Source organism: Nonomuraea sp. bgisy101, from assembly GCF_057708945.1.
The window spans coordinates 199,799-223,911 of record NZ_JBYITD010000013.1 but is presented as its reverse complement, the minus strand read 5'-3'; the positions used below and the strand labels follow the sequence as shown (position 1 = coordinate 223,911).

Sequence of the window (24,113 nt, the reverse complement as noted above, 5' to 3'; positions counted from 1 at the left end):
TCAGACCTCCTGTGCGGCTGCGAGCAGGTGCGCGATCCCCGCTACGCGGTCGGTCAAATGCAGTCGTATGGCGGGCCGCCCTCGCTCGGTGAGCGCCCGCTGATCACCCAGCGCCTGGGCGAGCTGCAGCTCGCCGAGGGTGTAGGGCTTTCCAGGAACCTGGACGTCGGCCGTCACGGCACCGGTGATCTGCAGGAACACCCCGTTGGCCGGCCCGCCCTTGTGATATTGCCCCGTCGAGTGCAGGAAGCGCGGCCCCCAGCCGAAGGTCACCGGCCGCTCGGTCCGTACGGCCAGCAGCGCCCGCAGCGTCTGGGCGTCGGCCGCCGTCCACGCCTCGGTCATCTGCTCGAAGTCGGCGTCCTTGGGCACGGGCGCGTCGAAGGCGGCCAGCCGGTCGAGGTAGGCCATGACCGCCAGGTAGCCGTCCCGCGGAACGGCGTGGAGCAGCTCGGTGAGCACGCCTGACAGGTCCTTGGCGTGGGTCTCGCCGTAGACCTCGACGGGCCCGTCCACCAGCGCGGGCTCGGCGGCGACCGGCGCCTGCTCCAGCACGCGGGCGGTGTTGTCCTTGGCCCCGGCCACGTCGGGCTGGTCGAAGGGGTTGACGCCGAGCACGAGCCCGGTCAGGGCCGTGGCGTACTCCCACACGAGGAACTGCGCGCCGAGCGACCCGTCCACCCTGACGTCGCCGTCGTCGGACTCGATGGCGACCACCAGTTCGTCGCGCGCGCCCGTCGGCTCGGCGGCGACGACGGGCAGGATGCCCTTGCCGTCCTTGCCTGTGGACTCGGCCACCAGCTGCTCGATCCAGTCGGGCAGGCCGTTGATCTCGCTGAGCTGGTCCTCCAGGATCAGCTTGTCACGTCCGGCGAGGGCGGCCCCGCCGAGCGCGGCGCCGAGCGCGAGCCCGGGGTTGCCCTCGGTCAGCCGCAGCAAGGGGAGCATCTCCTCGGCCTCGTCGAGCAGCTCCGAGACCTCCGCTCCGGCCAGCGCGCTCGGCACCAGGCCGAACGCCGACAGCGCGGAGTAGCGCCCCCCGACCTCGGGGTCGGCGAGGAAGATCGTGTAGCCGGCCTCGATCGCCGCCTGCTCCAGAGGAGAACCAGGGTCGGTGACGACCACGATCCGGTCGGAGGGGTCGATGCCCGCCGACCTGAAGGCCTCCTCGTAGATCCTGCGGTGGCTGTCGGTCTCGACGGTCGAGCCGCTCTTGCTGGCCACCACCACGACCGTGCGGTCGAGCCGGTCGTCGAGCGCCCGCCGTACCTGCTGGGGGTCGGTGGTGTCGAGCACGGTCAGCGGCACGTCGGCGGTGTTGCAGATGACCTCGGGCGCGAGCGAGGAGCCGCCCATGCCCGCCAGGACCACATGGTCGAGGCCTTCGGCGCGGACCCGCTCCACGAGCTTGTCGAGCTCGGGAAGCAGCTCGCGCGAGGTGCGCGGCAGGGTGAGCCACCCGAGGCGGACGGCCGCCTCGGGCTCGGCCGCCGCCCCCCACAGGGCGGCCTCGCCCGCCGCGAGGCGGGCGGGGGCGTCGGCCAGCCGCGCCGCGACGGAGGAGGCGGCCTCGGCCACCCCCTCCTCGCGGTAGGTCACGTCCATTCTCAGTGGGCCAGCTTCTTGGCGACGCTGTCGAGCAGGTCGTTCCACGAGGCCTCGAACTTGTCCACGCCCTCGTCCTCGAGCACCTTCACGACGTCGTCGTAGTCGATGCCGGCCTCCTTGAGCGCGGCCATGGTGTTCCACGCCTGCTCGTAGAAGGGACGGATGGTGTCGCCCGTGATGCGGCCGTGGTCGCCGGCGGCGTCGAGGGTCTTCTCCGGCATGGTGTTGACCGTGCCGGGAGCCACCAGCTCGTCGACGTACATGGTGTCGACGTAGTTGGGGTCCTTGACGCCCGTGGAGGCCCACAGCGGGCGCTGCGGGCGGGCGCCGGCGGCGCGCAGGCGCTGCCAGCGCTCGGAGTTCATGACCTCCTCGAAGGCGGCGTAGGCGAGGCGCGCGTTGGCGACGCCCGCCTTGCCCTTCAGCTCGGGCTTGCCCGCCTTGTCGAGACGCTTGTCGATCTCGGTGTCGACGCGGCTGACGAAGAACGAGGCCACCGACTCGATGGTCGCCAGGTTGAGGCCCTTGGCCTGCGCGGTCTCGAGACCGGCCAGCCAGGCGTCCATGACCTGACGGTAGCGCTCGAGCGAGAAGATCAGCGTGACGTTGACGCTGATGCCCTCGGAGATCGCCTGCGTGATCGCGGGCAGGCCCTCGACCGTCGCGGGGATCTTGATGAGCAGGTTCGGCCGGTCGACCGCCCACCACAGGAAGCGGGCCTCGGCGATCGTCTTCTCGGTCTCGCGCGCCAGGCGCGGGTCGACCTCGAGCGACACCCTGCCGTCCACGCCGTTCGTGGCGTCGTAGACCGGGCGCAGCACGTCGGCGCCCCAGCGGATGTCGTAGGTGGTGATGGCGCGGACGGCCTCGCCCACGTCGACCCCGCGCACGGCGAGGTCGTGCAGCTGGGCGTCATAGGCGTCGCCCTTGCTGAGCGCGTTGGCGAAGATCGTCGGGTTGGAGGTCACACCCACGACGTACTTCTCGCGGATCAGCTGCTCCAGGTTGCCGCTGCGCAGGCGCTCGCGGCTGATGTCATCGAGCCAGATGGAGACGCCCTGGTCGGTGAGCTTCTTCAGATTTTCCGACATGTCCTAATTTCCCGTCGTCTCGCCCTTGTCGTATCCCAGCTTGGCGAGGCTGGCCTTGGCCGCGGCCACGACCCGCTCGGCGGTCAGGCCGAACTGCTGGTACAACGTCCTGTACGGCGCCGATGCGCCGAAGTGTTCAAGACTGACCACCTCGCCCGCCTCTCCAACGAACTCCCGCCAGCCCAGCGCGATTCCCGCCTCGACGGCGACGCGGGCCTTGACCGTCGGCGGAAGCACCGTCTCCCGGTACGCGGAATCCTGCCCGTTGAACCACTCGACACACGGCATCGAGACCACGCGCGTCGGAATTCCCTCGGACTCCAGCAAGTCGCGCGCCGCGACGGCGATCTCGACCTCGCTGCCGGTCGCGATCAGCACCGCCTGCGGCTGCCGGGTGGAGGCCTCGCGCAGCACGTAGCCGCCCCTGGCGACGCCCTCGGCGCTGGTGCCCTCGAACACCGGCAGGTTCTGCCGGGTCAGGGCGAGCGCGGCGGGGCGGTCGGTGTGCTTCAGCACGGTCTTCCACGCCGCCGCGGTCTCGTTGGCGTCGGCGGGACGGACCACGTCGAGGCCGGGGATGGCGCGCAGTGCCCACAGGTGCTCGACCGGCTGGTGGGTGGGGCCGTCCTCGCCCAGGCCGATGGAGTCGTGCGTCCACACGTAGATGACGGGCAGCTGCATCAGCGCCGCCAGCCGTACGGCGGGCCGCATGTAGTCGGAGAACACCAGGAAGGTGCCGCCGTAGGGACGGGTGCCGCCGTGCAGCGCGATGCCGTTGAGGATGGCGCCCATGCCGTGCTCGCGGATGCCGAAGTGCAGCGTGCGACCGTAGGGGTTACCGGGGAACTCCCTGGTCTGGTACTCCTCCGGGATGAAGGAGGGCTCGCCCTTCATCGTGGTGTTGTTCGACTCGGCCAGGTCCGCCGAGCCGCCCCACAGCTCGGGCAACACCCCCGCCACCGAGCTGAGCACGTCGCCCGAGGCCTTGCGGGTGGAGATCGACGAGCCGATCTCGAAGCTCGGCAGCGCCTTGTACCAGCCGTTGGGCAGCTCGCGCTGGGAGATGCGGTCGAACTCTTCGGCGCGCTCGGGGTTGGCCAGGCGCCAGTCGGCGTAGGACTTCTCCCACTCGGCGTGGGCCGAGCGGCCGCGCTCGGCGATCTGGCGGGCGTGCTCCAGCACCTCGGCGGGCACGTTGAAGGACCTGGCGGGGTCCATGCCCATGATCGTCTTGGTGGCGGCGACCTCCTCGGCGCCGAGCGCGGCGCCGTGGGCCTTGCCGGTGTTCTGCTTGTTCGGCGCGGGCCAGCCGATGATCGTGCGCAGCCTGATGAAGGAGGGCCTGTCGGTCTCGGCGCGGGCGGCCTCGAGGGCGTCGTGCAGGGCCTTGACGTCCTCGACGTACTCGCCGGTCTTCGTCCAGTCGACGGTCTGGACGTGCCAGCCGTAGGCCTCGTAGCGCTTGACCACGTCCTCCGACAGGGCGATCGCGGTGTCGTCCTCGATGGAGATGTGGTTGGAGTCGAACAGCACGGTCAGGTTGCCGAGCTTCTGGTGGCCGGCCAGGGCGCTGACCTCGTGGCTGATGCCCTCCTCGATGTCACCTTCGGAGGCGATGCACCAGATGTGATGGTCGAACGGGCTGGCGCCAGGCTCGGCCTCCGGGTCGAACAGACCGCGCTCGCGGCGGGCCGCCATCGCCATGCCGACCGCGTTGCCGATGCCCTGGCCCAGCGGGCCCGTGGTGGTCTCCACGCCGACGGTGTGCCCGTGCTCGGGGTGGCCGGGGGTGCGGCTGCCCCAGCTGCGCAGGCGCTCGATGTCCTCGAGGGTGAGGCCGTAGCCCGACAGATAGAGCTGGATGTAGAGCGTCAGGCTGGAGTGGCCGCACGACAGCACGAAACGGTCACGACCCACCCACGTCGGGTCCGTGGGGTCGTGGCGCATGGTCCTCTGGAAGAGCAGGTATGCCGCGGGCGCCAGGCTCATCGCGGTGCCCGGGTGCCCGGAGCCCGCCTTCTCGACCGCGTCCATCGCCAGGGCTCGGACGACGTCGACCGCCTTCTTGTCGAGGTCGGTCCATTCAAAGGTGCTCAACTGCTCGATCTCCGGAATCTAGTTGTCATGGTGGTGCTGGTGGCTTTTCCCGCCCACACTGACCCTAACTGAGTGGACCTTGCCGGAGAGGACCAACCCGGCCCCCAGTGCCCCCATTGGCCGGACCGGCCCACCCTGCGACTACAGTTTGTTTGTTCGCAGGACGTCTGGTGCTCGGCGTCCACGGTTCCGCTCTCTTCAGAGGTTACGCGTTGACTCCGCACTCGCTGGAAGCGCCTTGACGGTGCTCACGAACAGGCAATCGCCGGCCGAGGCCGCGTCCCCCGCGGCGGCCGTCGCGCCGCGCTCCTTCGCCGCGGTCGTCAAGGCATACGTCGCGCTGACCAAGCCGCGGGTCATCGAGCTGCTCCTGATCACGACGCTGCCGGTCATGTTCCTGGCCGCGGGAGGCCTGCCGCCGCTGTGGAAGGCCCTGTCGGTCATGGTGTTCGGCACCCTGTCGGCGGGCAGCGCCAACGCGCTCAACTGCTACATCGACCGCGACATCGACGTGAAGATGCGGCGCACGCGCAAGCGGCCGCTGGCCAGGCACCAGGTCACCCCGCGTTCGGCGCTCGTCTTCGGAATCGTCCTCGGGACCCTGTCGGTCGCGGGCATGTGGATCACCACCAACCTGCTGGCGGCGGCGCTCAACCTGTCGGCGATCCTCTTCTACGTCTTCGTCTACTCGATGATCCTCAAGCGCCGCACGTCGCAGAACATCGTGTGGGGCGGCCTGGCGGGCTGCATGCCCGTCGTCATCGGCTGGTCCGGCATCACCGGCGGCCTGGAATGGACGCCGCTGGTCCTGTTCGGCGTCGTGTTCTTCTGGACGCCGCCGCACACCTGGACGCTGGCGATGCGTTACAAGGAGGACTACGCGGCCGCCTCGATCCCGATGCTGCCCGTCGTGGCCACCGAGCGCAGGGTCGTGCTGGAGTCCATCGCCTACACCTGGGCGACGGTGGCCTGCTCGCTGCTGCTGTGGCCGGTGGCGGACACCACGCTGCTCTACCCGATCGTCGCCGTCGTGCTCGGCGCCTTCTGCCTGGTGGAGATCTACCGGTTGCTGGGCAGGCTCAACGCCGGCAAGAGCGGCGTCGACCTGCGGCCCATGCGTTTCTTCCACTGGTCCAACGCCTACCTCGCGCTGCTGTTCCTCGCGGTCGCGATCGATCCGCTGCTGGCCTGACCTGCTCTCGAAGTGGGAAGGACAGCGCTATGGCGATCCGTTACATTCACCGTATGAAGACCCGTGATCCACGCTGGGTGTTCAAGGACCGCCCGTCGTTCGCGTTGATCGCGGGTCTGGTGCTGGCGGGCATCTGCGCCCTGGTGTCGTTCTCCTTCGACGTGCTCAACGGGGCGCCCGTGCAGTTCCTCGTCGCCCTCGTCCTGGCGATGGCGCCGGTGCCGCTGCTGCTGGCGGCCGTGCTCGCGCTCGACCGGATGGAGCCGGAGCCGCGCAGCAACCTGATCTTCGCCTACGCCTGGGGCGCCGGCATCGCGGTGCTGGTGGCCGGCGTGGTCAACTCGCTCAACCTGCACTACATCACCGACACCGTCGGCCTGTCGGCGGCCAGCGCGCGCAACATCGCCGCGACCTTCGGCGCGCCCGTGGTCGAGGAGACGATGAAGGGCCTGGTGCTGCTCGGCCTGCTCAGGTTCAGGCGCGCCGAGCTCGACGGGCCCACCGACGGCGTCATCTACGCCAGCATGGTCGGGCTCGGCTTCGCCATGACGGAGAACGTCAGCTACTACATCGCCGCCCAGGACCAGCTGGGCGTGCAGGGACTGGCCGTGACGGTCGTGCTGCGCGGGATCCTGTCGCCGTTCGCGCACCCGCTGTTCACCTCGATGACGGGCGTGGCCGTCGCCTACGCCGCAAGGCGCACGGGCTCCGACCGGGCCCTGGTCATCCTCGCGGGCTGGATCGGCGCGATGCTGCTGCACGGCATGTGGAACGGCCTGGCCTCCTACGGCGGCTTCGCGGGCCTGGTGATCGCCTACCTGGTGCTGCTGGCGGTGCTGTTCGTCCTGATCGGCGTGGTCATCCGCGACCGGCGGCGCATCGTGGCCCTCCTGCAGCGCTACCTGCCGCCCTACGAGCCGACCAGGCTGGTCGACGCGGCCGACATCTACATGCTGTCGGCGCTGTCGCGACGCAGGCAGGCCAGGCAGTGGGCCAAGGCGCACGGCGGCAAGGCGGGATTGCGGGCGATGAGCGACTACCAGCTGGCCGCCACCGAGCTGGGGCTGCTGCACGAGCGGGCGGCCCGCCACATCGTCGACGACCAGACCTTCCACGAGGAGCAGCGGGCGCTGCTGGAGTGCATGAGCGCGGCCAGGGCCGGCTTTCCCGTGCCGGAGCGCCACGCCAGGGCCGCCGCCCGCGGCACCCCGCCGCCCGGTTACGCGCCGGGCGCCCCCGCGCCCTCCACCGACGGTCAGTGGCCGCTCTGAGCGCCTTGAGGCTCGCTTCGGGGACCGCGCGGCGAGAGGCTCTGCGCCTCGGTGAGTGAGGTCTCCTTCGGGCCTGGGAAGACCGGCTGGGCGCCGAGCACGACGTCGCCCAGCGCCTTGGCCGCGGCGAAGAACTCGCGGGCGGCGGAGGCGTAGGTGGTCACCGCCCACTGCTTGGTGGAGTCGTCGCCCACGCCGAACGTCTCCATGCCGGCTGTACGGCACAGCGTGACCGCGCGCGGCAGGTGGAAGACCTGCGTGACCACGGTGACGTCCCGCGCGCCGAAGACCTGGCGGGCGCGCACGCACGAGTCCCAGGTGTCGAAGCCCGCGTAGTCGCGGACGATGACGGTGTCGGGGACGCCTCTGACCAGCAGGTAGTCGCGCATGGCCGAGGGCTCGTCGTAGTCCTTGCGGCTGTTGTCGCCCGACAGCAGCAGCGCCCTGACCTTGCCCGCGCGGTAGAGCTCGGCGGCGATGTCGAGCCGCCTGGCCAGCATCGGGCTCGGGTGTCCCGCGTACAGCCCCGCGCCGAGGACGAGGGCGGTGCCGGAGGAGGGGACCTCCTCCAGCCAGCCGGGTGTGTCCGCCACCACCCTGCGGTCGTCGCTGCCCAGCCATGCCCAGGTCAGCGGGGCGATCGCCAGAACGCTCAGCGCCACGGCCGCCTGGTAGGTGCGGCGCAGCGCCGTACGGGAAACCCGGAAGGAACGGGCAAAAAGCATGAACACGCACCTTCCGCCGGTGGGGGAGTGGCGGACCAATCGTGCCATATGCCCCACCGCGGGGGTGGGCGATCAGTGGGGGAGGGGGACCGGCGCCGCGGGGGCGGCGGCGGGCAGCTCCTCGCGGACCCTGAGGCTGGTCGCCACGCGCAGGGCGCCGATCCACACCAGCGTCGAGCCGAGCACGTGCAGGCCGACCAGGAAGGCGGGGACGGCGAGGAAGTACTGGATGTAGCCGATCGCGCCCTGGGCCAGCTCGATCAGCAGCAGCGTCAGCGCCGCCCTGCGGGCGTGCTTCGGCGCGTCGCTGACGTGGAGCGCGAACAGCAGGGCGAAGGTGAGGCCGACGACGACGTAGACGATGTCGGCGTGCAGCCTGGCCACGGTCTCGATGTCGAAGTCGAAACGGCTGGCCAGCGCGTCGCCCGAGTGAGGACCCGTGCCCGTGACCACGACGCCGGCGACCAGGAGCACGGCCACGGCCGCCACCAGCACGTGGCCGAGCCTGCGGATGTCGCGGTGGACGACGCGCCTGGCAGGGGCGTCGCCCTCGCGGGAGCGGGCGTACAGCGCCCAGCAGCCCGCGATCAGCCCGATGGAGATGAGGAAGTGGACGCTGACCGTCACCGGGTTGAGCATCGTGCGCACCACCAGGCCGCCCCACAGCGCCTGGGCGAGGACGCCCGCGGGCTGCAGCCACGCCAGGCGCACCAGGTCGGTACGGCGAGGCCGCAGCCGCCACGCGGTCAGCAGGCACATCGCGCCCACCGCGAGCACCGCGAAGGTGAGCAGGCGGTTGCCGAACTCCACCGACATGTTGACCCAGCTGTGCTCGGGGTGCGCGACGGGGATGAAACTGTCCGGTGTGCACCTGGGCCAGGTCGGGCAGCCGAGCCCCGATCCCGTGACCCTCACGGCCACACCCGTGACGGTGATGCCGGCGTTGGCGATGACACCGAGCAGGGCCCACAGGGACATCGAGCGAGCGGTCGGCGGCCACAAGGATTTCACGTCATCGATGGTATGGGGCGGGGTGCGCGGTCCCTCCACCGAGACCACCCTCGCAGGTGAGGGTAGTGATCCACGACTGGCCGGGCTGGACGGCACGGCTGACTATGTGACATATTACTGGCCGGAGGTGAGAGCGGACGATGTCCGACGTGATCGTCATCGGCGCCGGGGTCGTCGGCGCCGCGTGCGCCTACTACGCGGCCGCCGCGGGCATGGACGTGACCGTCCTGGACCGTGGCCCCGTGGCGGGCGGCACCACAGGCGCGGGCGAGGGCAACGTGCTGGTCTCCGACAAGGAGCCGGGACCCGAGCTCGACCTGGCGCTGCTGTCCAACCGCCTGTGGCGGGAGCTGGCAGGGCACGGCGGGTTCGAGTTCGAGGCCAAGGGCGGCCTCGTCGTCGCCGAGACCGAGGAGATCCAGCGCCAGTTGGTCGCGCTGGCGGGCAAGCAGGGCGTGGAGTACACCGTCGTGCCCCCTGGAGGGCTGCACGACTACGAGCCGCACCTGGCCGCGGGCCTCGCGGGAGGCGTCTTCTACCCGCAGGACGCCCAGGTGCAGCCCATGCTGGCCGCCGCTCAGCTCATCAGGCACGGTGCCGACAGCTTCGGCCACGGAACGCTCCGCCTGCGGACGGGCGTCACCGTCACCGGCTTCCTGCGCGAAGACGGCGAGGGCGGCAGGGTCACGGGCGTGCGCACCGACCATGGCGACATCATCGGCGGCGCCGTCGTCAACGCGGCGGGCACCTGGGGAGGGGAGATCGCCGCCATGGCGGGCGTCGACCTGCCGATCCTGCCCAGGCGCGGCTTCATCCTCGTCACCGAGCCCCTGTCCGAGCCGCTGATCAGGCACAAGGTCTACACCGCCGCCTACGTGACGAACGTCGCGAGCGACTCTGCCGACCTGGAGACCTCCGCGGTGGTCGAGGGCACCCCCGCGGGCAGCGTGCTCATCGGGGCCAGCAGGGAACGCGTCGGCTTCGACCGCACCACCTCGATCCCCGTGCTGCGCAGGCTCGCCGCCCAGGCGACCGCGCTGTTCCCCGTGCTCAGGGACAAACACGTGATCAGGTCCTACTGCGGCTTCAGGCCGTACTGTCCCGACCATCTGCCCGTCATCGGCCAGGACCCGCGCGTGCCAGGACTGCTGCACGCCTGCGGTCACGAGGGCGCCGGCATCGGCCTGGCGCCCGCCACCGGCCATCTGCTCGCCCAGCTGCTGGCCGGGCAGGACACCGACCTCGACCTCGCCCCGTTCGCCCCAGGGAGGTTCGCGTGAGCTTCGAGATCACCGTGGACGGCAGGCGGGTGACGGTCACCCCCGGCCAGTCCGTCGGCGCCGCCCTGCACGCGGCGGGGGTCACCTCGTGGCGCACCACCAGGCACGGCGGCAGGCCCCGCGGCCTGTTCTGCGGGATCGGGGTGTGCTTCGACTGCCTCGTCACCGTCAACGGGCGCGACTCCCAGCGGGCCTGCCTGGTCGAGGCCATGCCAGGAGACGAGGTGACGACCTCGTGACGCGCGAAACGAGCTACGACGTCGTGGTGATCGGCGGCGGCCCCGCGGGCGTCGCCGGCGCGCTCAGCGCGGCCCAGACCGGCGCGCGCGTGGCACTGGTCGACGCGGGCCCGCGCCTGGGCGGCCAGTACTTCCGCCACCAGGCCGGCGGCCGCCCGTCGGGCCAGGGCGCCGACCGGTTCGCACGGCAGTGCCACGCCCTGCGATCCAGGGCGGAGGTCCTGCTCGGCCACAAGGTGTGGGCCGTCGAGCAGGACGAGGACGGGTCGTTCACCATCCACTGCGTGGAAGGGCGGGACGAGCGGGCCGTCACCCTCACCGGCCGCGCCCTGCTCATCGCCACCGGCGCGCACGACAGGCCGCTGCCCTTCCCCGGCTGGGACCTGCCGGGCGTGTTCACAGCCGGCGGCGCCCAGGCCCTGCTCAAGGGCAACGGCGTGCCTGCCGGGCGGCGGGTGGTCGTCTCCGGCACCGGGCCCTTCCTGCTGCCCGTCGCCACAGGGCTGGCCAAGGCGGGCGTCTCCGTCGCGGGGGTCTTCGAGGCCAACGGCATGTTCGGTCTGGCCAGGCACCCGCTGCTCGCCGCGGGGAAGGCGGGCGAGGCCATGGGGTACGGCGCCGCGCTGGCCGCGCACCGCGTGCCGTACAGGACTCATCACGCGGTGGTGGCCGCGCACGGCACCACCGCGGTCACGCACGTGACCGTCGCCCGCCTCGACCCCGAGTGGCGGATCCTGTCGACGCGCACGGTGGAGTGCGACGCGGTCGCGGCGGGCTACGGCTTCGTCCCGCAGATCGAGCTCGCCGTCCAGTTGGGCTGCGCCACGGGTCACTCGCCCGACGGCAGCGCGGTCGTGGCGGTCGACAAGGCCCAGCGCACCACCGTCGCCCGCGTCTACGCGGCAGGAGAGCCGACAGGAGTCGGCGGCGCCGCCCTGTCGGAGCTGGAGGGCCGCGTCGCCGGGCTCACCATCGCCCACGATCTCGCCTATCCGGGCGGTTCCACGGACCACCTGCCAGGGGTGCTGCTGAGACGCGCCGAACGCCTGCGGGCCTTCGCCGACGCGCTCCAGCGGGCCTATCCCGTCCGGCCCGGCTGGCAGGACTGGCTGGCCGACGACACCCTGATCTGCCGCTGCGAGGAGGTGCCCATGGCCAGGGTCCGCGAGGCCCTGGCGCTGGGCGCGACCGACGCGCGCTCGGTCAAGCTGCTCGCCCGCCCAGGAATGGGCTGGTGCCAGGGCCGGATGTGCGGCTACGCCGTCTCCTGCCTGTCGGGCGAGCCGACCACCCAAGCCCCCCGCCGCCCCATCGCCCAGCCGATCACCCTCGGCTGTCTTGAGAGGATTGAAGATGAGCAACCGCGTTGAGCCGTGGCACGGGATCATGGTCGCCACGGCCCTGCCGCTGCGCGAGGACCTGTCGGTGGACTTCGAAGGGTTCGCCGAGCACTGCCGATGGCTGGTGGAGCAGGGCTGTGACGGTGTGGCCGTCAACGGCTCGCTCGGCGAGTACCAGACGCTCTCCGCCGAGGAACGTGCCAAGACCGTCGAGACCGCGGTGAAGGCCATCGGCGGGCGCAACGTGATGCCGGGCATCGCCGCGTACGGCGCGGCCGAGTCGCGTCGCTGGGCCGAGCAGGCGCGCGACGCCGGCTGCGAGAGCGTCATGCTGCTGCCGCCCAACGCCTACCGGGCCGACGAGCGGATCGTGATCGACCACTACACGGAGGTCGCCAAGGCGGGCCTGCCGATCGTCGCCTACAACAACCCCTACGACACCAAGGTCGACCTCACGCCCGCGGTGCTGGCGAGGCTGTTCGACGAGGGCCTGATCGTGGGCGTCAAGGAGTTCACCGGCGACGTGCGGCGCGCCTACGAGATCGCCGAACTCGCCCCGGGTCTCGACGTGCTCATCGGCTCCGACGACGTGGTGGTGGAGCTGGCGCTCGCGGGCGCGAAGGGATGGGTCGCCGGATACCCCAACGCGCTGCCGGCCGCCAGCGTCGCCCTCTACCGCGCCGCCATGGCGCACGACCTGGAGACCGCGCTGCCGCTCTACCGGCAGCTGCACCCGCTGCTGCGCTGGGACTCCAAGACCGAGTTCGTCCAGGCCATCAAGCTGTCGATGGACGTGGCCGGTCGCCATGGCGGCCCCTGCAGGGCCCCCAGGCTGCCGCTGACCGACGAGCAGGCGGAGGTCGTCAGAGCCGCGACCGAGAAGGCGCTGGCCGAGGGCCTGAGGTGAGAGGGGCCGCACGATGAGAGAGGCTGGACGACCATGAGATCCAAGCGCGTCTTCCACGCCGTCGACTCCCACACCGAGGGCATGCCGACCAGGGTCGTCGTCGGCGGTGTCGGCGTGATCCCCGGCAACAGCATGGCCGAGCGGCGCCTGTACTTCCGCGAGCACTTCGACCACATCAAGCAGCTGCTCATGAACGAGCCGCGCGGCCACTCGGCGATGAGCGGGGCCATCCTGCAGCCGCCCACCAGACCCGACGCGGACTGGGGCGTGCTGTTCATCGAGGTCTCCGGCTACCTGCCCATGTGCGGCCACGGCACGATCGGCGTGGCCACCGTGCTGGTGGAGACGGGGATGGTGGAGGTCGTCGAGCCGGTGACCACCGTCCGCCTCGAGGTGCCCGCCGGTCTGGTCGTCGTGGACGTGGCGGTGAAGGACGGCGCCGCCGAGTCGGTGACGCTGCGCAACGTGCCCGCCTACAGCGACAGGCTGGACGCGGTGGTGGAGGTGCCGGGATTCGGCGAGGTCCGCTACGACCTGGCCTACGGCGGCAACTTCTACGCCATCGTGGACCTCGACTCCTACAAGCTGCCCTTCGACAGGGCCGCGAAGAACGAGATCCTGGCGGCGGGGCTGGCCACGATGGCGGCCATCAACGAGGCGGACGAGCCGGTGCACCGCGAGGACGACCGGATCAGAGGCTGCCACCACGTCTACTTCGCGGCGCCCGGGTCGACGGCCCGGCACTCCAGGCACGCGATGGCGATCTACCCCGGGTGGTTCGACAGGTCGCCGTGCGGGACGGGCACCAGCGCCAGGATGGCCCAGCTGCACGCCAGGGGCGAGCTGGCGATGGACACCGACTTCGTCAACGAGTCGTTCATCGGCACCCGCTTCGTGGGGCGCCTGGTGGAGGAGACGACCGTCGGCGGGGCGCCGGCCGTGGTGCCGACCATCACGGGCAGGGCGTGGGTGACCGGGACCGCGCAGTACTTTCTCGACCCTCGTGACCCGTTCCCCGAGGGCTTCATCCTCTGACGCGCCTGAGGGCCGCGCCGCTCCCCGTGGAGGGAGCGGGCGGACCCGCGCGACAGCGCACAGCCCGGCGGGCGGTAGAGTCCGCCCGCCACCTCCAAACGCGGCGAGCGGGTGCGTTCGCGCGCCGCTTCCGGACATGGCGGGCAGCCGTACGGCAAAGGGGTGTCTTGACCTGCCCAAAATTTTCGCAAATCGGACATCGGGCCGGGATGCTCACCCTGGCCTATCTTGACGTTCCACCTGCGTGTTAGGACGCTAACGGTCTGGTCTCGGCGCTTGACCTGTCCCTGAGCACGTCGGTGTGATGTCACACATCACTCACGGTAGGAGAGTCTCATGCGCAAGACGCACGTCGTCTCCCTGGTCGCGACCGCAATGATGCTGGCGGGTTGCGGACAGGGCCTCCTCGGCGATGGAGGCGGCGCCCAGCAGGAGGCCAAGGGCCCCATCCGCCTGGGCATGCTCGTCCCGCAGTCGGGCAGCGAGGCCGCGATCGGCCCCTATATGACCAACGCGGCCCAGCTGGCCGTCGACGAGATCAACGCCAAGGGCGGCGTTCTCGGCAGGCAGCTGGAGCTCAAGCCCGCCGACGACGCCTGTGACGCCCAGACGGCGGTCGCGGCCGCCAACAAGGTGGTGACCGAGGGCGTCGAGGTGTCCATCGGAGGCTACTGCTCCGGCGCCACGCTGCCCACCCTGCCGGTGTTCGGCAAGGCGAACATCCCCATGATCATCCCTGCCGCCAACTCGCAGGAACTGGTCGACCAGAAGCTCAAGCACGTCTTCCTGATCAACGGTACCGGCACCCAGCAGGCGGAGTCGGCCACCAAGTGGATCACCAAGCAGGGCGCCACCAAGGTCGCGCTCATGCACGACAACACCAGCTACTCCAAGGACATCGCCGTCCGCACCCAGCCGCTGCTGGGCGACAAGGCGATCATCACCGAGGCGGTCACGCCCAAGGAGAGCGACTACAGCGCCAACATCCACAACGTTCTCGAGAAGAAGCCCGACTTCGTCTACTGGACGGGCTACTTCCAGGAGGGCGGCCTGATCATCAGGCAGCTGCGCCAGGCCGGGTACAAGGGCTCGATCATGGTCGCCGACGGCTCCGTCTCCGCCAAGCTCGGTGAGATCGCCGGACCCGAGGCCGACGGCGTCTTCGCCACCATGACCCCGATCCCCGACACGCTGCCCGACGCCAAGGGCTGGATCGACACCTACACCAAGAAGTTCGGCTCGGCTCCCGGCCCCTACTCCAACCAGGCCTACGACGCCGTGCGGCTGGCCGCCGAGGCGATCACCAAGGCGGGCTCCACCGACGGCGCCAAGGTCATCTCGGCCCTGGAGGGGATCAACGGGTTCACGATGTTCTCCGGCCCGCTGAAGTTCACCCCCGAGCACACTCTTTCCACCGGCGGCTTCCAGATCCTGGTGTGGAAGGGTGACAAGTTCGCCCTACAGGATGCCCTGTCATGACACAGCTCGTCTGGAACGGCCTGTTCGTCGGCTCGTTCTACGCCTTGGTGGCGCTGGGCTACAGCATGGTCTACGGCATCATCAAGCTGCTCAACTTCGCCCACGGCGACCTGTACATGCTCGGCGCGTTCAGCGGCTTCGCCGTCCTGTCCGCGCTGGGCGGGGTCTCCACCGCGATGACACTGCCCGTGCTGCTGGGCGTGCTGCTGCTGACCATGGTCAGCACCGGCCTCGCGGGCGTGGTCCTGGAGCGGGTGGCCTACCGCCCGCTCCGCGGCGCCCCCCGGCTGTCGCTGCTCATCACGGCCGTCGGCGCGTCCTTCGCCATCGAGTACGGCATGCGCATCGTCGCCGGGCCCGATCCCAAGGTCTACCCCGTACGGCTCAGCGGCACCTCGCTCGAAGTGTTCGGCGCCAGGCTCACCCTGCAGCAGCTCGTGCTCATCGGCGTCGCCGTCGTCCTCATGGTCGGCCTCAACCTCCTGGTCACCAAGACCCGCGAGGGCAGGGCCATGAGGGCGATCGCCCTCGACCCGCGCACCAGCTCGCTCATGGGCATCGACGTCAACGCCGTCATCTCCAGGACGTTCTTCCTGGGCTCGGCGCTCGCGGGCGCCGCCGGCGTGATGGCGGGCGCCTACTACGGGAAGATCGACTTCCTGATGGGCTTCCTCATCGGGCTGAAGGCCTTCACCGCGGCCGTCATCGGCGGCATCGGCAACATCCCCGGCACCATGCTGGGCGGCCTCGTGCTCGGCCTGCTGGAGTCGTTCGGCACCTACTGGCTCGGCGGTGAGTGGCGGGACGTGTTCGCCTTCGGCGTGCTGATCCTGTTCCTGACCGTGAGACCCACAGGTCTGCTCGGCGAACGTGTGACGGAGCGGGTGTGAACGAGACGACCAAAGCCCCCGAAGCCCCCCGCAAGGTCGGCGCCAAGGGCCCGCAGACCAGGCTGTCCAAGCTGTTCGACAACCGCTGGATCGGCCTGGCGGGCCTGCTGATCGCGCTGCTCGTGCCGTTCGTCAACGCCAGCAGCTACACGCTGTCCATCATGACCAGCGCCGCGATCTTCGTGATGCTGGCCTCCGGCCTGAACATCGTGGTCGGCTACACCGGCCTGCTGGACCTGGGGTACGCGGCCTTCTTCGCGGTCGGCGCCTACACCAGCGGCGTCCTGTCGACCCGCTTCGACCTGCCGCTGCTGGTCACCGTGCCCGCCGTCATCGTCGTCACGGTCATCGCCGGGATCATCATCGGCGCGCCGACGCTGCGCCTGCGCAGCGACTACCTGGCCATCGTGACGCTGGGCTTCGGCGAGATCATCCGCATCACCGCCAACAACCTGCCCGTCACGGGCGGCCCTTCGGGCATCTACGGCATCCCGAGTCTGGTCGACAGCCCTGCGCTCTTCTACTACGTCACCGTGGCGGTCGTCGCGATCGCCGTGGTCGGCGCCTCCCGCCTGGGCAGGTCGCGGCTCGGCAGGGCCATGCGGTTCGTGCGCGAGGACGAGGACGCCGCCGAGGCGACCGGCGTGCACACCTACCGGGTCAAGCTGGCCGCCTACATCGCAGGAGCGGTCTGGGGCGGGCTGGCGGGCGTGCTGTTCGCGGGCCACCTGTCGGCGATCTCGCCCAACAGCTTCACCTTCCTGCAGTCCGCTCTCGTCCTGATGGCCGTGGTGCTCGGCGGCATGGGCTCGGTGCCCGGCGTCGTGCTCGGCGCGATCGTCATCAGCCTGCTGCCCGAGCTCCTGCGTGGCGTGGCCGACTACCGGTTCTTCGTCTTCGGCGTGCTGCTGATCATCGTGATGCTCGTCAGGCCGCAGGGCCTGTGGCCCGCCCGCTCGAAGGAGGCCCTCAAGTGACGCTCCTAGAGGTGAAGGAGCTGCGCCTGGCGTTCGGCGGGCTGCTGGCCATCGACGGCCTCAGCTTCTCGGTGAACGAGGCCGAGATCGTCTCGGTCATCGGCCCGAACGGCGCGGGCAAGACCTCCGCCTTCAACTGCGTGACCGGCTTCTACCGGCCCACGGGCGGCGAGATCGCCTTCGACGGGCGCTCGCTGCTGGGCCTGCGGCCCTCGGCGGTGGCGGGGGTCGGCATCAGCCGTACCTTCCAGAACCTGCGGTTGTTCGGCGAGCTGTCGGTGCTCGACAACGTCCGCGCGGGCAGCCACCTGTGGCTCAAGCAGAGCGTCTTCGACGCGCTGCTGCACACCCCGCGCTACCGCCGCACCGAGCGCGAGTGCACCGACGAGGCCAACCACTGGCTCGACTTCGTCGGCCTGCGCGGCGACCGCTACTCGGCGGCGCGCAACCTGCCCTACGGCGAGCAGCGCCGCGTCGAGATCGCCCGCGCGCTGGCCCGCAAGCCGCGCCTGCTGCTGCTCGACGAGCCCGCCGCGGGACTCAACCACACCGAGAAGGCCGAGATGCTCGACCTGATCAGGCGCATCCGCGACCTCGGCATCGCGATCGTGCTGATCGAGCACGACATGGGGCTGGTCATGCAGGTCTCCGAACGCATCGTGGTTCTCAACTTCGGCAAGGAGATCGCCGACGGCCGCCCCGAAGAGGTGCGCCGCGACCCCGCCGTGATCGAGGCCTACCTGGGGAGCGACGCCCATGCTTGAGATCACTGACCTCGACGTCCACTACGACGGCGTGCACGCGCTGCGCGGGCTGTCGCTGACCGTCGGCGCCGGCGAGATCGTCACCCTGCTCGGCAACAACGGCGCGGGCAAGACGACCACCCTGTCGGCGATCTCGGGCCTGGTACGGCCCAGCGGCGGCAAGGTCGTCTTCGAGGACAAGGACATCACCGGCCTGGCCGCGCACAAGATCACCAGTCGCGGGCTCGTCCACTGTCCCGAGGGCCGCCGGATCTTCAGCACCCTGAGCGTGCACGACAACCTGCTGCTCGGCGGCTACCTCGTGCGCGACCAGGCCGAGGTCAGGAAGCGCATCGACCGCGTCTACGACCTGCTGCCGCGCCTGGCCGAGCGCCGCGCCCAGCAGGGCGGCACGCTCTCGGGCGGCGAGCAGCAGATGCTCGCGATCGGCCGCGCACTGGTGACAGGCCCCCGCCTGCTGCTGCTCGACGAGCCGTCGATGGGCCTGGCGCCGCTGGTCGTGGCCCAGGTGATGGACCTGATCGCCGACATCAACGCCTCGGGCACGGCCGTGCTCCTGGTCGAGCAGAACGCCTCCGCGGCGCTGAAGATCGCCCACAGGGGCTATGTGCTGGAGAGCGGCGAGGGGACCCTGTCCGGCCAGGCCGACTCGCTGCGCTCCGACCCTCGTGTGGTCGAGGCGTACCTAGGAGGGGCATGATCCAGACAATCGACTACCACACCGGCGGCGAGCCGTTCAGGATCGTCGTCGGCGGGGTCGGGGAGATCAAGGGCTCGTCCGTCCTCGAACGCCGCGCCGACGCCTTCCAGCGTGAGGAGATCGACAGGGTGCGGCGGCTGCTGTGCCACGAGCCTCGCGGGCACGCCGACATGTACGGCTGCTTCCTGGTGCCGCCCGACTCCCCGGGCGCCGACCTGGGCGTGCTGTTCTGGCACAAGGACGGCTACTCCACCGCCTGCGGGCACGGGACGATCGCGCTGGGCGTGCACGCCGTCCAGGAGGGGCTGGTCGAGGCCGACCCCGACGGCACCACGGACGTCGTCATCGACGTGCCCTCCGGCAGGGTGACGGCGAGGGTGGCCATGAAGGCCGGCGAGATCACCTCGGTGACCTTCAGGAACGTCCCGTCGTACGTGATCGCGCGCGGCGTCCGGGCGGACGGGACGGACGTCGACGTCTCGTACGGCGGAGCCATCTACGCCTCGCTGCCCGCCTCCTCGCTGGGACTGTCGGTGGCACCCGAGCACCTGACGGAGCTGATCGCCCACGGGCGGCGGATCAAGGCCGCGCTCGCGGACCACCCCGTGGCCAGGCATCCCTCGGACGAGCGGCTGTCGGGCATCTACGGAGTGATCTTCTACGACGAGCTCGGGCCGGCCCACCAGCGCAACGTGACCGTCTTCGCCGACGGAGAGGTGGACAGGTCGCCGTGCGGCTCGGGCACCGCGGCCAGGCTGGCGCTGCTGGCCGAGGAACTGCCCGCCGGCTTCACGCTCACGCACGACAGCATCGTGGGCTCGTCGTTCCGTGCCTGGGTCGCCGAGTCGACCGAGGAGGGCGTGATCCCTGAGATCGAGGGCATGGCCTACCGCACCGGGCGCCACAGCTTCGAACTCGATCCACGCGATCCGATCGGAACGGGGTTCACGCTGCGATGAGCCTGGCGATCACCTCGCTCGGAGCCGGATCCGCGCCCAGGGCCGCGGCCGGCCCCGAGGCGGGCGGAGCCGCGCGATGAGCGGCCTGCCGTACATCGAGGACCTGGAGCGGCTGGTGCCGATGGCGCGAGCCATCGACGTCCTGGAGGAGGCGCTGGCCGCGGGGTTCGACCCCGAGACCGCGCCCGCCCGCGCGGCCGTCCCGGCTGGAGCGGGGGAGTTCCTGCTCATGCCCGCTGCGGCCGGACGGTACGCCGGTGTCAAGGTGGTCACCGTCGCGCCCGGCAACCCCGTGCGTGGGCTGCCCCGGATCCAGGGCACCTACCTGCTGTTCGACGGCGACACCATGACGCCGCTGGCGGCGATGGACGGCCTGGCGCTCACCGCCCTGCGCACGCCGGCCGTCTCCGCCCTCGCGGTCAGGCACCTCGCCCCGCAGAGCGCCTCAAGCCTGCTGGTGTACGGCACGGGGCCGCAGGCGTGGGGCCACGTGCTGGCGATGCGCGAGGTGCGCCCCGTGGACAGGGTCACGGTGGTCGGGCGCGACCACGACAGGGCGGCGGCGCTGGCACTCAAGTGCGCCGAAGCCGGGCTCGCGGCCTCGGCCGCCGTGGGCGCGCCGCCCCCCGGCGCGCTGGTCCCGCTCGAGGAGGCCGACCTGATCGCCTGCTGTACGACCTCCAGGAACCCCCTGTTCCCAGGTAAGCTCACCGGCAACAACGTCACCGTGGCCGCCGTCGGTTCACACGAACCCGACGCCAGAGAGATCGACGATGATCTCGTCGCCCGTGCCACCCTGGTCGTGGAGGCGAGGACGGCGGCGTTGTCCGAGGCTGGAGATGTGGTCATCCCCTTGCGCGGCGGTACGATCACCAGTGGTCATCTGGCCGGCAACCTGGCCGACCTGGTCGCCGGTCGCGTCGCCCTGCGGGAGGGGCCGCGGGTCTTCAAGAGCGTCGGCATGGCGTGGGAGGACCTGGTGGTGGCGGCGGCCGCGTATGAGGCGTGGGCTCATTGAACGGACGAAAGTAGGGAAGCCGGGATGGCTGCGGAGGAGAGGCTCGACCTTCCGGTGGTCGGCGAGCGGCAGAGCCTGCGCGAGCAGGTCGCGCACGCGCTGCGCGCCGCGCTCGTCACCGGCGAGATGCGCCCCGGCGTGGTCTACTCAGCGCCGGTGCTCGCCGCCCAGTTCGGGGTCTCGGCCACGCCGGTCCGCGAGGCCATGCTCGACCTGGCCAAGGAGGGTCTGGTCGAGGCGGTGCGCAACAAGGGATTCAGGGTCACCGAGCTGTCCGACCGCGACCTCGACGAGCTGACCGAGATCCGCCAGCTGATCGAGGTGCCCACAATCGCGCGGCTGGCCGACGCGTCCAGGGCCGAGGAGTTCGAGCGGCTCAGGCCGGTCGCCCAGCAGATCGTCGACGCCGCCGAACGCGCGGACCTGCTCGCCTACATCGACGCCGACCTGCGCTTCCACGTGGAACTGCTGGCGCTGTCGGGCAACGCGCACCTGGTGGAGGTGGTGCGCGACCTGCGCAACAGGGCCAGGCTGTACGGCCTGTCACGGCTGTCGGAGCGCGGCATGCTGCCCGACTCCGCGCGCGAGCACCTGGAGCTGCTCGACGCGCTCCAGGCGGGCGACCGGCAGGCCGCCGAGCGCATCATGGGCGAGCACATCCACCACGTGCGCGACATCTGGGCCGAATAACACCGTCGAAGCGCGCCCGCGGTGCGGCGACGAGGCGGTGACGTGGTGGTGGCGAGGTGGCGGCCCAGTGGCGGCGAGGTGGCGGCCCGGTGGTGGCCCGGTGGCGTCAGCGCCTGTCGCCCGCCCGGGTGGCGCCCAGGCTGGCGGCGACGATGCAGATGATGGCCGCCCACTGCTGCACGTGCAGGATCTCGCCCAGCAGCACCAGCCCGATGATGGCCGCGACCGCGGGCTCCAGGCTCATCAGGATGCCGAAGACGTGCTTGGGCATCCGCCGCAGCGCCTGCAGTTCGAGCGAGTAGGGGATCACCGACGACAGCAGGCCCACCCCGAGCCCGATGAGGATCACCGAAGGCTGCATGAGGTCGGCCCCGCCCGTCGTCACACCCACGGGCGCGACGACCAGAGCCGAGACGATCATCGCGAACGACAGCCCCGTGGTCCCGGGGAAGCGGCTGCCCGCGGCCGAGGACAGCAGGATGTAGGCCGCCCAGCAGGCCCCGGCCACCAGCGCGAAGCCGATGCCGAGCCAGCTCACCGAGGCCGACTCCTGCCACGGCGCGATGAGCGCGATGCCCACCGCCGCCAGGACCGCCCACAGCAGGTCGAGACGGCGGCGGGAGGCCGCGATCGCCACGCCGAGCGGGCCGAGGAACTCGATCGCGACCGCGATGCCGATCGGCAGCCTGGCCAGCGCCTCGTAGAACGACAGGTTCATCACGGCGAGCGTGACGCCGAAGCCGATGCCCACCGCCCAGTCGCGCCACGCGAGCCCCTTGAGCCTGGGCCGCGCGACCACGCCCAGGATCAGCGCGCCCGCCGCGATGCGCATGAACACCACCGCCGACGGCGGCAACACCGCGAACAGCTCCTTGGCGAAGCCCGCGCCCAGCTGTACCGAGACGATCCCCAGCATGACCAGCCCGGAGGGCGGGATCGAGTCCGTGACCGTGCGCAGCAGGCTGCCGGAGCGCGGCAGGGCTGACTTGAGGCGGTCGGCTGGCCCGTCGAGGGCGAAGGCGGTCACAGGACTCCTCGGGGAGAAGGCGAACAAGCAGGCAACGAGCCTACTCGGCGACCCTGACAACGCCTGGAGGCGGGAGGCCTACTCCCAGCGGAACGTCCTGGACGCCAGCCCGAGCGTGAGCGCCGCCCACACCACCAGCACCGCCACCGCGCCCAGCGGCAGCGCCGCGCCGTCGGCCAGCACCGCTCGCAGGCCGCCGGTCAGCGCCGAGATCGGCAGCAGCCCGAGCACCGGCTCCACCCCGTCGGGGAAGACGCTCAGCGGGAACACCACGCCGCCGCAGCCCAGCAGCACCAGGTAGACCAGATTGGCCCCGGCCAGCGTCGCCTCGGCCCGCAGCACCCCGGCCATCAGCAGCCCGAGCCCGCTGAAGGCGGCGGTGCCGAGCAGCACCAGCAGCACGGCCGCGGCGAGCGAGCCGTGTGGCCGCCAGCCGAGCAGCAGCGCCACCACCACGATGACCACGGCCTGCAGCAGCTCCACCGCGACGACGGCCGCGGTCTTGGCCAGAAGCAGCCCCGCCCTCGACAGCGGGGTGGCGCCGAGCCGCTTCAGCACGCCGTAGCGGCGTTCGAAGCCCGTCGCGATCGCCTGCCCCGTGAAGGCCGTCGACATGACCGCGAGCGCGAGCATGCCGGGCGCCAGGAAGCCGACGCGCGAGCCCGCCCCGACGTCGACCAGCGGCGCCAGCGAGAAGCCGACCAGCAGCAGCACCGGGATGATCAGGGTGAGCAGCAGCTGCTCGCCGTTGCGCAGGATCGCCCTGGCCTCGGCGCCCGCCTGCGCGAGCACCATCCGGTGGAAGGCCGCGGCCCCGGGGGCGGGGGTGAAGTCGAGGGCGGTCATCGCAGCTCCCTGCCTGTCAGCTCGAGGAAGACGTCCTCCAGCGTTCTGCGCTCGATGGACAGGTCGTCGGCCGTGACGCCCTCGGCGGCGCACCACGCCGTCACCGTGGCCAGCAGCTCGGGCCCGACGTGTCCCTCGATGATGTAGTGGCCGGACGGCGACTCCTTGGCCGCCGAACCCGCCGGCAGCGCGCTCAGCAGCTCATCGAGCGTGAGCCCCGGCCTGGCGCGGAAGCGCAGCTGCCGCTCGGCTCCCGTGAGCGAGGCGGGTGTCCCCTCGGCCACGACCCTGCCCCTGTCGATGATCACCACATGGTCGGCCAGCCGCTCGGCCTCGTCCATGTAGTGGGTGGTCAGCACCACCGCCACGCCGGCCCCGCGCAGGTCCGCGACCAGCTCCCAGCAGGCCCGCCTGGCCTGCGGGTCGAGGCCCGCCGTCGGCTCGTCGAGGAAGACCAGCTCGGGCCTGCCGATCACGGCACCCGCCAGCGAGAGCCGCTGCTGCTGGCCTCCCGACATCCTCCTGTACGGCGTGCGCGCGTGCTCGGCCAGGCCCAGCCGTGCCAGAAGGGCCGGAGGGTCGAGGGGGCGGGCATGGAAACGGGACATCAGCCGCAGCCACTCGCCGCACCTCATCGCCGGAGGCACGCCCCCCGCCTGCGGCATCACGCCCACCCTGGCCCGCAGCGACGGGTCGGACGGCGGGCGGTCGAGCACCCGCACGCTGCCGCCGTCCGCGCCGCGGAAACCCTCGCAGATCTCGATGGTGGAGGTCTTGCCCGCGCCGTTCGGCCCAAGGATCGCGGTGACCGCGCCGCGCTCGGCGGCAAGGGTCAGCCCGTCGACGGCGGTGGTGCCGCCGTAGCGTTTGACCAGATCGATGACCTCGACGGCAGGGGAGCTCATGGCCACGAGTTTAGGGACCCGTGCGCGCGGTCAGCGCGGCAGGCGGCGCCGACGACGTTCGC

General features: G+C 71.1%; 23 protein-coding genes. 15 read left to right on the top strand and 8 right to left on the bottom strand.

Annotation, left to right across the window (positions count from 1 at the left end):
• The 3 genes from AC3EO4_RS25375 to tkt are packed head-to-tail and all read right to left on the bottom strand — an operon-like array spanning window position 1 to window position 4,796.
• Entirely contained in the window at window positions 1-1,605 is a 1,605-nt protein-coding gene (locus AC3EO4_RS25375; protein WP_379569112.1) for a glucose-6-phosphate isomerase, read from the bottom strand.
• A gap of 2 nt (window positions 1,606-1,607) precedes the next feature.
• A complete protein-coding gene (gene tal / locus AC3EO4_RS25370; RefSeq protein ID WP_379569110.1) occupies window positions 1,608-2,699 on the bottom strand; it encodes a transaldolase in 1,092 nt (363 codons plus the stop codon).
• 3 nt (window positions 2,700-2,702) lie between these two features.
• The gene (gene tkt / locus AC3EO4_RS25365; protein ID WP_379569109.1) at window positions 2,703-4,796 is read right to left on the bottom strand and encodes a transketolase; all 2,094 of its coding nucleotides are present in this window, start codon (window positions 4,794-4,796) and stop codon (window positions 2,703-2,705) included.
• Window positions 4,797-5,034: 238 nt separating this feature from the next.
• On the opposite strand from tkt, the gene AC3EO4_RS25360 reads away from it, so the two are divergent.
• Window positions 5,035-5,988 (top strand): heme o synthase, encoded by a 954-nt coding sequence (locus AC3EO4_RS25360; RefSeq protein WP_379569107.1) that lies wholly within the window; start codon window positions 5,035-5,037, stop codon window positions 5,986-5,988.
• Window positions 5,989-6,041: 53 nt separating this feature from the next.
• Window positions 6,042-7,259 carry a PrsW family intramembrane metalloprotease gene (locus AC3EO4_RS25355; protein ID WP_379569105.1) on the top strand — a complete coding sequence of 406 codons (1,218 nt, stop codon included), beginning with the start codon at window positions 6,042-6,044 and terminating at the stop codon, window positions 7,257-7,259.
• Here AC3EO4_RS25355 and AC3EO4_RS25350 read toward each other — a convergent pair.
• Together AC3EO4_RS25350 and AC3EO4_RS25345 are read right to left on the bottom strand one after the other, a co-directional pair.
• The gene (locus tag AC3EO4_RS25350; RefSeq protein WP_379569104.1) at window positions 7,244-7,984 is read right to left on the bottom strand and encodes a SanA/YdcF family protein; all 741 of its coding nucleotides are present in this window, start codon (window positions 7,982-7,984) and stop codon (window positions 7,244-7,246) included. The two genes, AC3EO4_RS25355 and AC3EO4_RS25350, sit on opposite strands and share 16 nt — an antisense overlap.
• A 72-nt stretch (window positions 7,985-8,056) precedes the next feature.
• Window positions 8,057-8,995 carry a COX15/CtaA family protein gene (locus tag AC3EO4_RS25345; protein ID WP_379569102.1) on the bottom strand — a complete coding sequence of 313 codons (939 nt, stop codon included), beginning with the start codon at window positions 8,993-8,995 and terminating at the stop codon, window positions 8,057-8,059.
• Window positions 8,996-9,135: 140 nt separating this feature from the next.
• Between AC3EO4_RS25345 and AC3EO4_RS25340 the strand changes: the two genes are divergently transcribed.
• The 13 genes from AC3EO4_RS25340 (at window position 9,136) to AC3EO4_RS25280 (ending at window position 21,273) form a co-directional block, all read left to right on the top strand.
• Window positions 9,136-10,275, top strand: a complete 1,140-nt coding sequence (locus tag AC3EO4_RS25340; RefSeq protein WP_379569100.1) for an NAD(P)/FAD-dependent oxidoreductase — start codon at window positions 9,136-9,138, stop codon at window positions 10,273-10,275.
• Complete coding sequence (locus tag AC3EO4_RS25335) at window positions 10,272-10,514, top strand: (2Fe-2S)-binding protein (RefSeq protein ID WP_379569098.1); 243 nt, start codon at window positions 10,272-10,274, stop codon at window positions 10,512-10,514. Before AC3EO4_RS25340 ends, AC3EO4_RS25335 begins: the two co-directional genes overlap by 4 nt.
• The gene (locus AC3EO4_RS25330; RefSeq protein WP_379569096.1) at window positions 10,511-11,884 is read left to right on the top strand and encodes an FAD/NAD(P)-dependent oxidoreductase; all 1,374 of its coding nucleotides are present in this window, start codon (window positions 10,511-10,513) and stop codon (window positions 11,882-11,884) included. The genes AC3EO4_RS25335 and AC3EO4_RS25330 overlap by 4 nt, the downstream gene beginning before the upstream one ends.
• Window positions 11,868-12,761: a dihydrodipicolinate synthase family protein gene (locus tag AC3EO4_RS25325; RefSeq protein WP_379569094.1), complete on the top strand. Its 894-nt coding sequence runs from the start codon at window positions 11,868-11,870 to the stop codon at window positions 12,759-12,761. Before AC3EO4_RS25330 ends, AC3EO4_RS25325 begins: the two co-directional genes overlap by 17 nt.
• Window positions 12,762-12,794: 33 nt before the next feature.
• Window positions 12,795-13,796, top strand: a complete 1,002-nt coding sequence (locus AC3EO4_RS25320; protein ID WP_379569092.1) for a proline racemase family protein — start codon at window positions 12,795-12,797, stop codon at window positions 13,794-13,796.
• A gap of 336 nt (window positions 13,797-14,132) precedes the next feature.
• Complete coding sequence (locus AC3EO4_RS25315; protein WP_379569090.1) at window positions 14,133-15,275, top strand: branched-chain amino acid ABC transporter substrate-binding protein; 1,143 nt, start codon at window positions 14,133-14,135, stop codon at window positions 15,273-15,275.
• Window positions 15,272-16,165: a branched-chain amino acid ABC transporter permease gene (locus tag AC3EO4_RS25310; RefSeq protein ID WP_379569088.1), complete on the top strand. Its 894-nt coding sequence runs from the start codon at window positions 15,272-15,274 to the stop codon at window positions 16,163-16,165. The genes AC3EO4_RS25315 and AC3EO4_RS25310 overlap by 4 nt, the downstream gene beginning before the upstream one ends.
• On the top strand, window positions 16,162-17,142 hold the full coding sequence (locus tag AC3EO4_RS25305; RefSeq protein ID WP_379569086.1) for a branched-chain amino acid ABC transporter permease: 981 nt from the start codon (window positions 16,162-16,164) through the stop codon (window positions 17,140-17,142). Before AC3EO4_RS25310 ends, AC3EO4_RS25305 begins: the two co-directional genes overlap by 4 nt.
• Window positions 17,139-17,906, top strand: a complete 768-nt coding sequence (locus AC3EO4_RS25300; protein ID WP_379569084.1) for an ABC transporter ATP-binding protein — start codon at window positions 17,139-17,141, stop codon at window positions 17,904-17,906. The genes AC3EO4_RS25305 and AC3EO4_RS25300 overlap by 4 nt, the downstream gene beginning before the upstream one ends.
• Window positions 17,899-18,606: an ABC transporter ATP-binding protein gene (locus AC3EO4_RS25295; RefSeq protein WP_431898168.1), complete on the top strand. Its 708-nt coding sequence runs from the start codon at window positions 17,899-17,901 to the stop codon at window positions 18,604-18,606. The genes AC3EO4_RS25300 and AC3EO4_RS25295 overlap by 8 nt, the downstream gene beginning before the upstream one ends.
• A complete protein-coding gene (locus AC3EO4_RS25290; RefSeq protein ID WP_379569080.1) occupies window positions 18,603-19,565 on the top strand; it encodes a proline racemase family protein in 963 nt (320 codons plus the stop codon). Before AC3EO4_RS25295 ends, AC3EO4_RS25290 begins: the two co-directional genes overlap by 4 nt.
• Window positions 19,566-19,641: 76 nt before the next feature.
• Window positions 19,642-20,583 carry an ornithine cyclodeaminase family protein gene (locus AC3EO4_RS25285; RefSeq protein ID WP_431898166.1) on the top strand — a complete coding sequence of 314 codons (942 nt, stop codon included), beginning with the start codon at window positions 19,642-19,644 and terminating at the stop codon, window positions 20,581-20,583.
• 24 nt (window positions 20,584-20,607) lie between these two features.
• Window positions 20,608-21,273 (top strand): GntR family transcriptional regulator, encoded by a 666-nt coding sequence (locus tag AC3EO4_RS25280; protein WP_379569076.1) that lies wholly within the window; start codon window positions 20,608-20,610, stop codon window positions 21,271-21,273.
• Window positions 21,274-21,379: 106 nt separating this feature from the next.
• On the opposite strand, the gene AC3EO4_RS25275 is transcribed toward AC3EO4_RS25280, so the two are convergent.
• From AC3EO4_RS25275 to AC3EO4_RS25265, 3 genes are all read right to left on the bottom strand, one after another.
• Window positions 21,380-22,300, bottom strand: a complete 921-nt coding sequence (locus tag AC3EO4_RS25275; RefSeq protein ID WP_379569074.1) for an EamA family transporter — start codon at window positions 22,298-22,300, stop codon at window positions 21,380-21,382.
• A 78-nt stretch (window positions 22,301-22,378) separates the two neighbouring features.
• Window positions 22,379-23,146, bottom strand: coding sequence for an ABC transporter permease (locus tag AC3EO4_RS25270; protein ID WP_431898163.1), 768 nt, complete (start codon window positions 23,144-23,146; stop codon window positions 22,379-22,381).
• On the bottom strand, window positions 23,143-24,051 hold the full coding sequence (locus AC3EO4_RS25265) for an ABC transporter ATP-binding protein (protein WP_431898161.1): 909 nt from the start codon (window positions 24,049-24,051) through the stop codon (window positions 23,143-23,145). The genes AC3EO4_RS25270 and AC3EO4_RS25265 overlap by 4 nt, the downstream gene beginning before the upstream one ends.
• Window positions 24,052-24,113 lie beyond the last annotated feature (62 nt).

What these genes read in the sequence shown, in the direction of transcription:
- AC3EO4_RS25320 (WP_379569092.1), top strand. Translation starts at nt 12,795, where the DNA reads ATGAGATCCAAGCGCGTCTTCCACGCCGTCGACTCCCACACCGAGGGC.
- AC3EO4_RS25295 (WP_431898168.1), top strand. Translation starts at nt 17,899, where the DNA reads ATGCTTGAGATCACTGACCTCGACGTCCACTACGACGGCGTGCACGCG.
- AC3EO4_RS25325 (WP_379569094.1), top strand. Translation starts at nt 11,868, where the DNA reads ATGAGCAACCGCGTTGAGCCGTGGCACGGGATCATGGTCGCCACGGCC.
- AC3EO4_RS25310 (WP_379569088.1), top strand. Translation starts at nt 15,272, where the DNA reads ATGACACAGCTCGTCTGGAACGGCCTGTTCGTCGGCTCGTTCTACGCC.
- AC3EO4_RS25280 (WP_379569076.1), top strand. Translation starts at nt 20,608, where the DNA reads ATGGCTGCGGAGGAGAGGCTCGACCTTCCGGTGGTCGGCGAGCGGCAG.
- tal (WP_379569110.1), bottom strand. Translation starts at nt 2,699, where the DNA reads ATGTCGGAAAATCTGAAGAAGCTCACCGACCAGGGCGTCTCCATCTGG.
- AC3EO4_RS25285 (WP_431898166.1), top strand. Translation starts at nt 19,642, where the DNA reads ATGAGCGGCCTGCCGTACATCGAGGACCTGGAGCGGCTGGTGCCGATG.
- AC3EO4_RS25350 (WP_379569104.1), bottom strand. Translation starts at nt 7,984, where the DNA reads ATGCTTTTTGCCCGTTCCTTCCGGGTTTCCCGTACGGCGCTGCGCCGC.
- AC3EO4_RS25315 (WP_379569090.1), top strand. Translation starts at nt 14,133, where the DNA reads ATGCGCAAGACGCACGTCGTCTCCCTGGTCGCGACCGCAATGATGCTG.
- AC3EO4_RS25270 (WP_431898163.1), bottom strand. Translation starts at nt 23,146, where the DNA reads ATGACCGCCCTCGACTTCACCCCCGCCCCCGGGGCCGCGGCCTTCCAC.
- AC3EO4_RS25375 (WP_379569112.1), bottom strand. Translation starts at nt 1,605, where the DNA reads ATGGACGTGACCTACCGCGAGGAGGGGGTGGCCGAGGCCGCCTCCTCC.
- AC3EO4_RS25340 (WP_379569100.1), top strand. Translation starts at nt 9,136, where the DNA reads ATGTCCGACGTGATCGTCATCGGCGCCGGGGTCGTCGGCGCCGCGTGC.
- AC3EO4_RS25355 (WP_379569105.1), top strand. Translation starts at nt 6,042, where the DNA reads ATGAAGACCCGTGATCCACGCTGGGTGTTCAAGGACCGCCCGTCGTTC.
- AC3EO4_RS25265 (WP_431898161.1), bottom strand. Translation starts at nt 24,051, where the DNA reads ATGAGCTCCCCTGCCGTCGAGGTCATCGATCTGGTCAAACGCTACGGC.
- AC3EO4_RS25290 (WP_379569080.1), top strand. Translation starts at nt 18,603, where the DNA reads ATGATCCAGACAATCGACTACCACACCGGCGGCGAGCCGTTCAGGATC.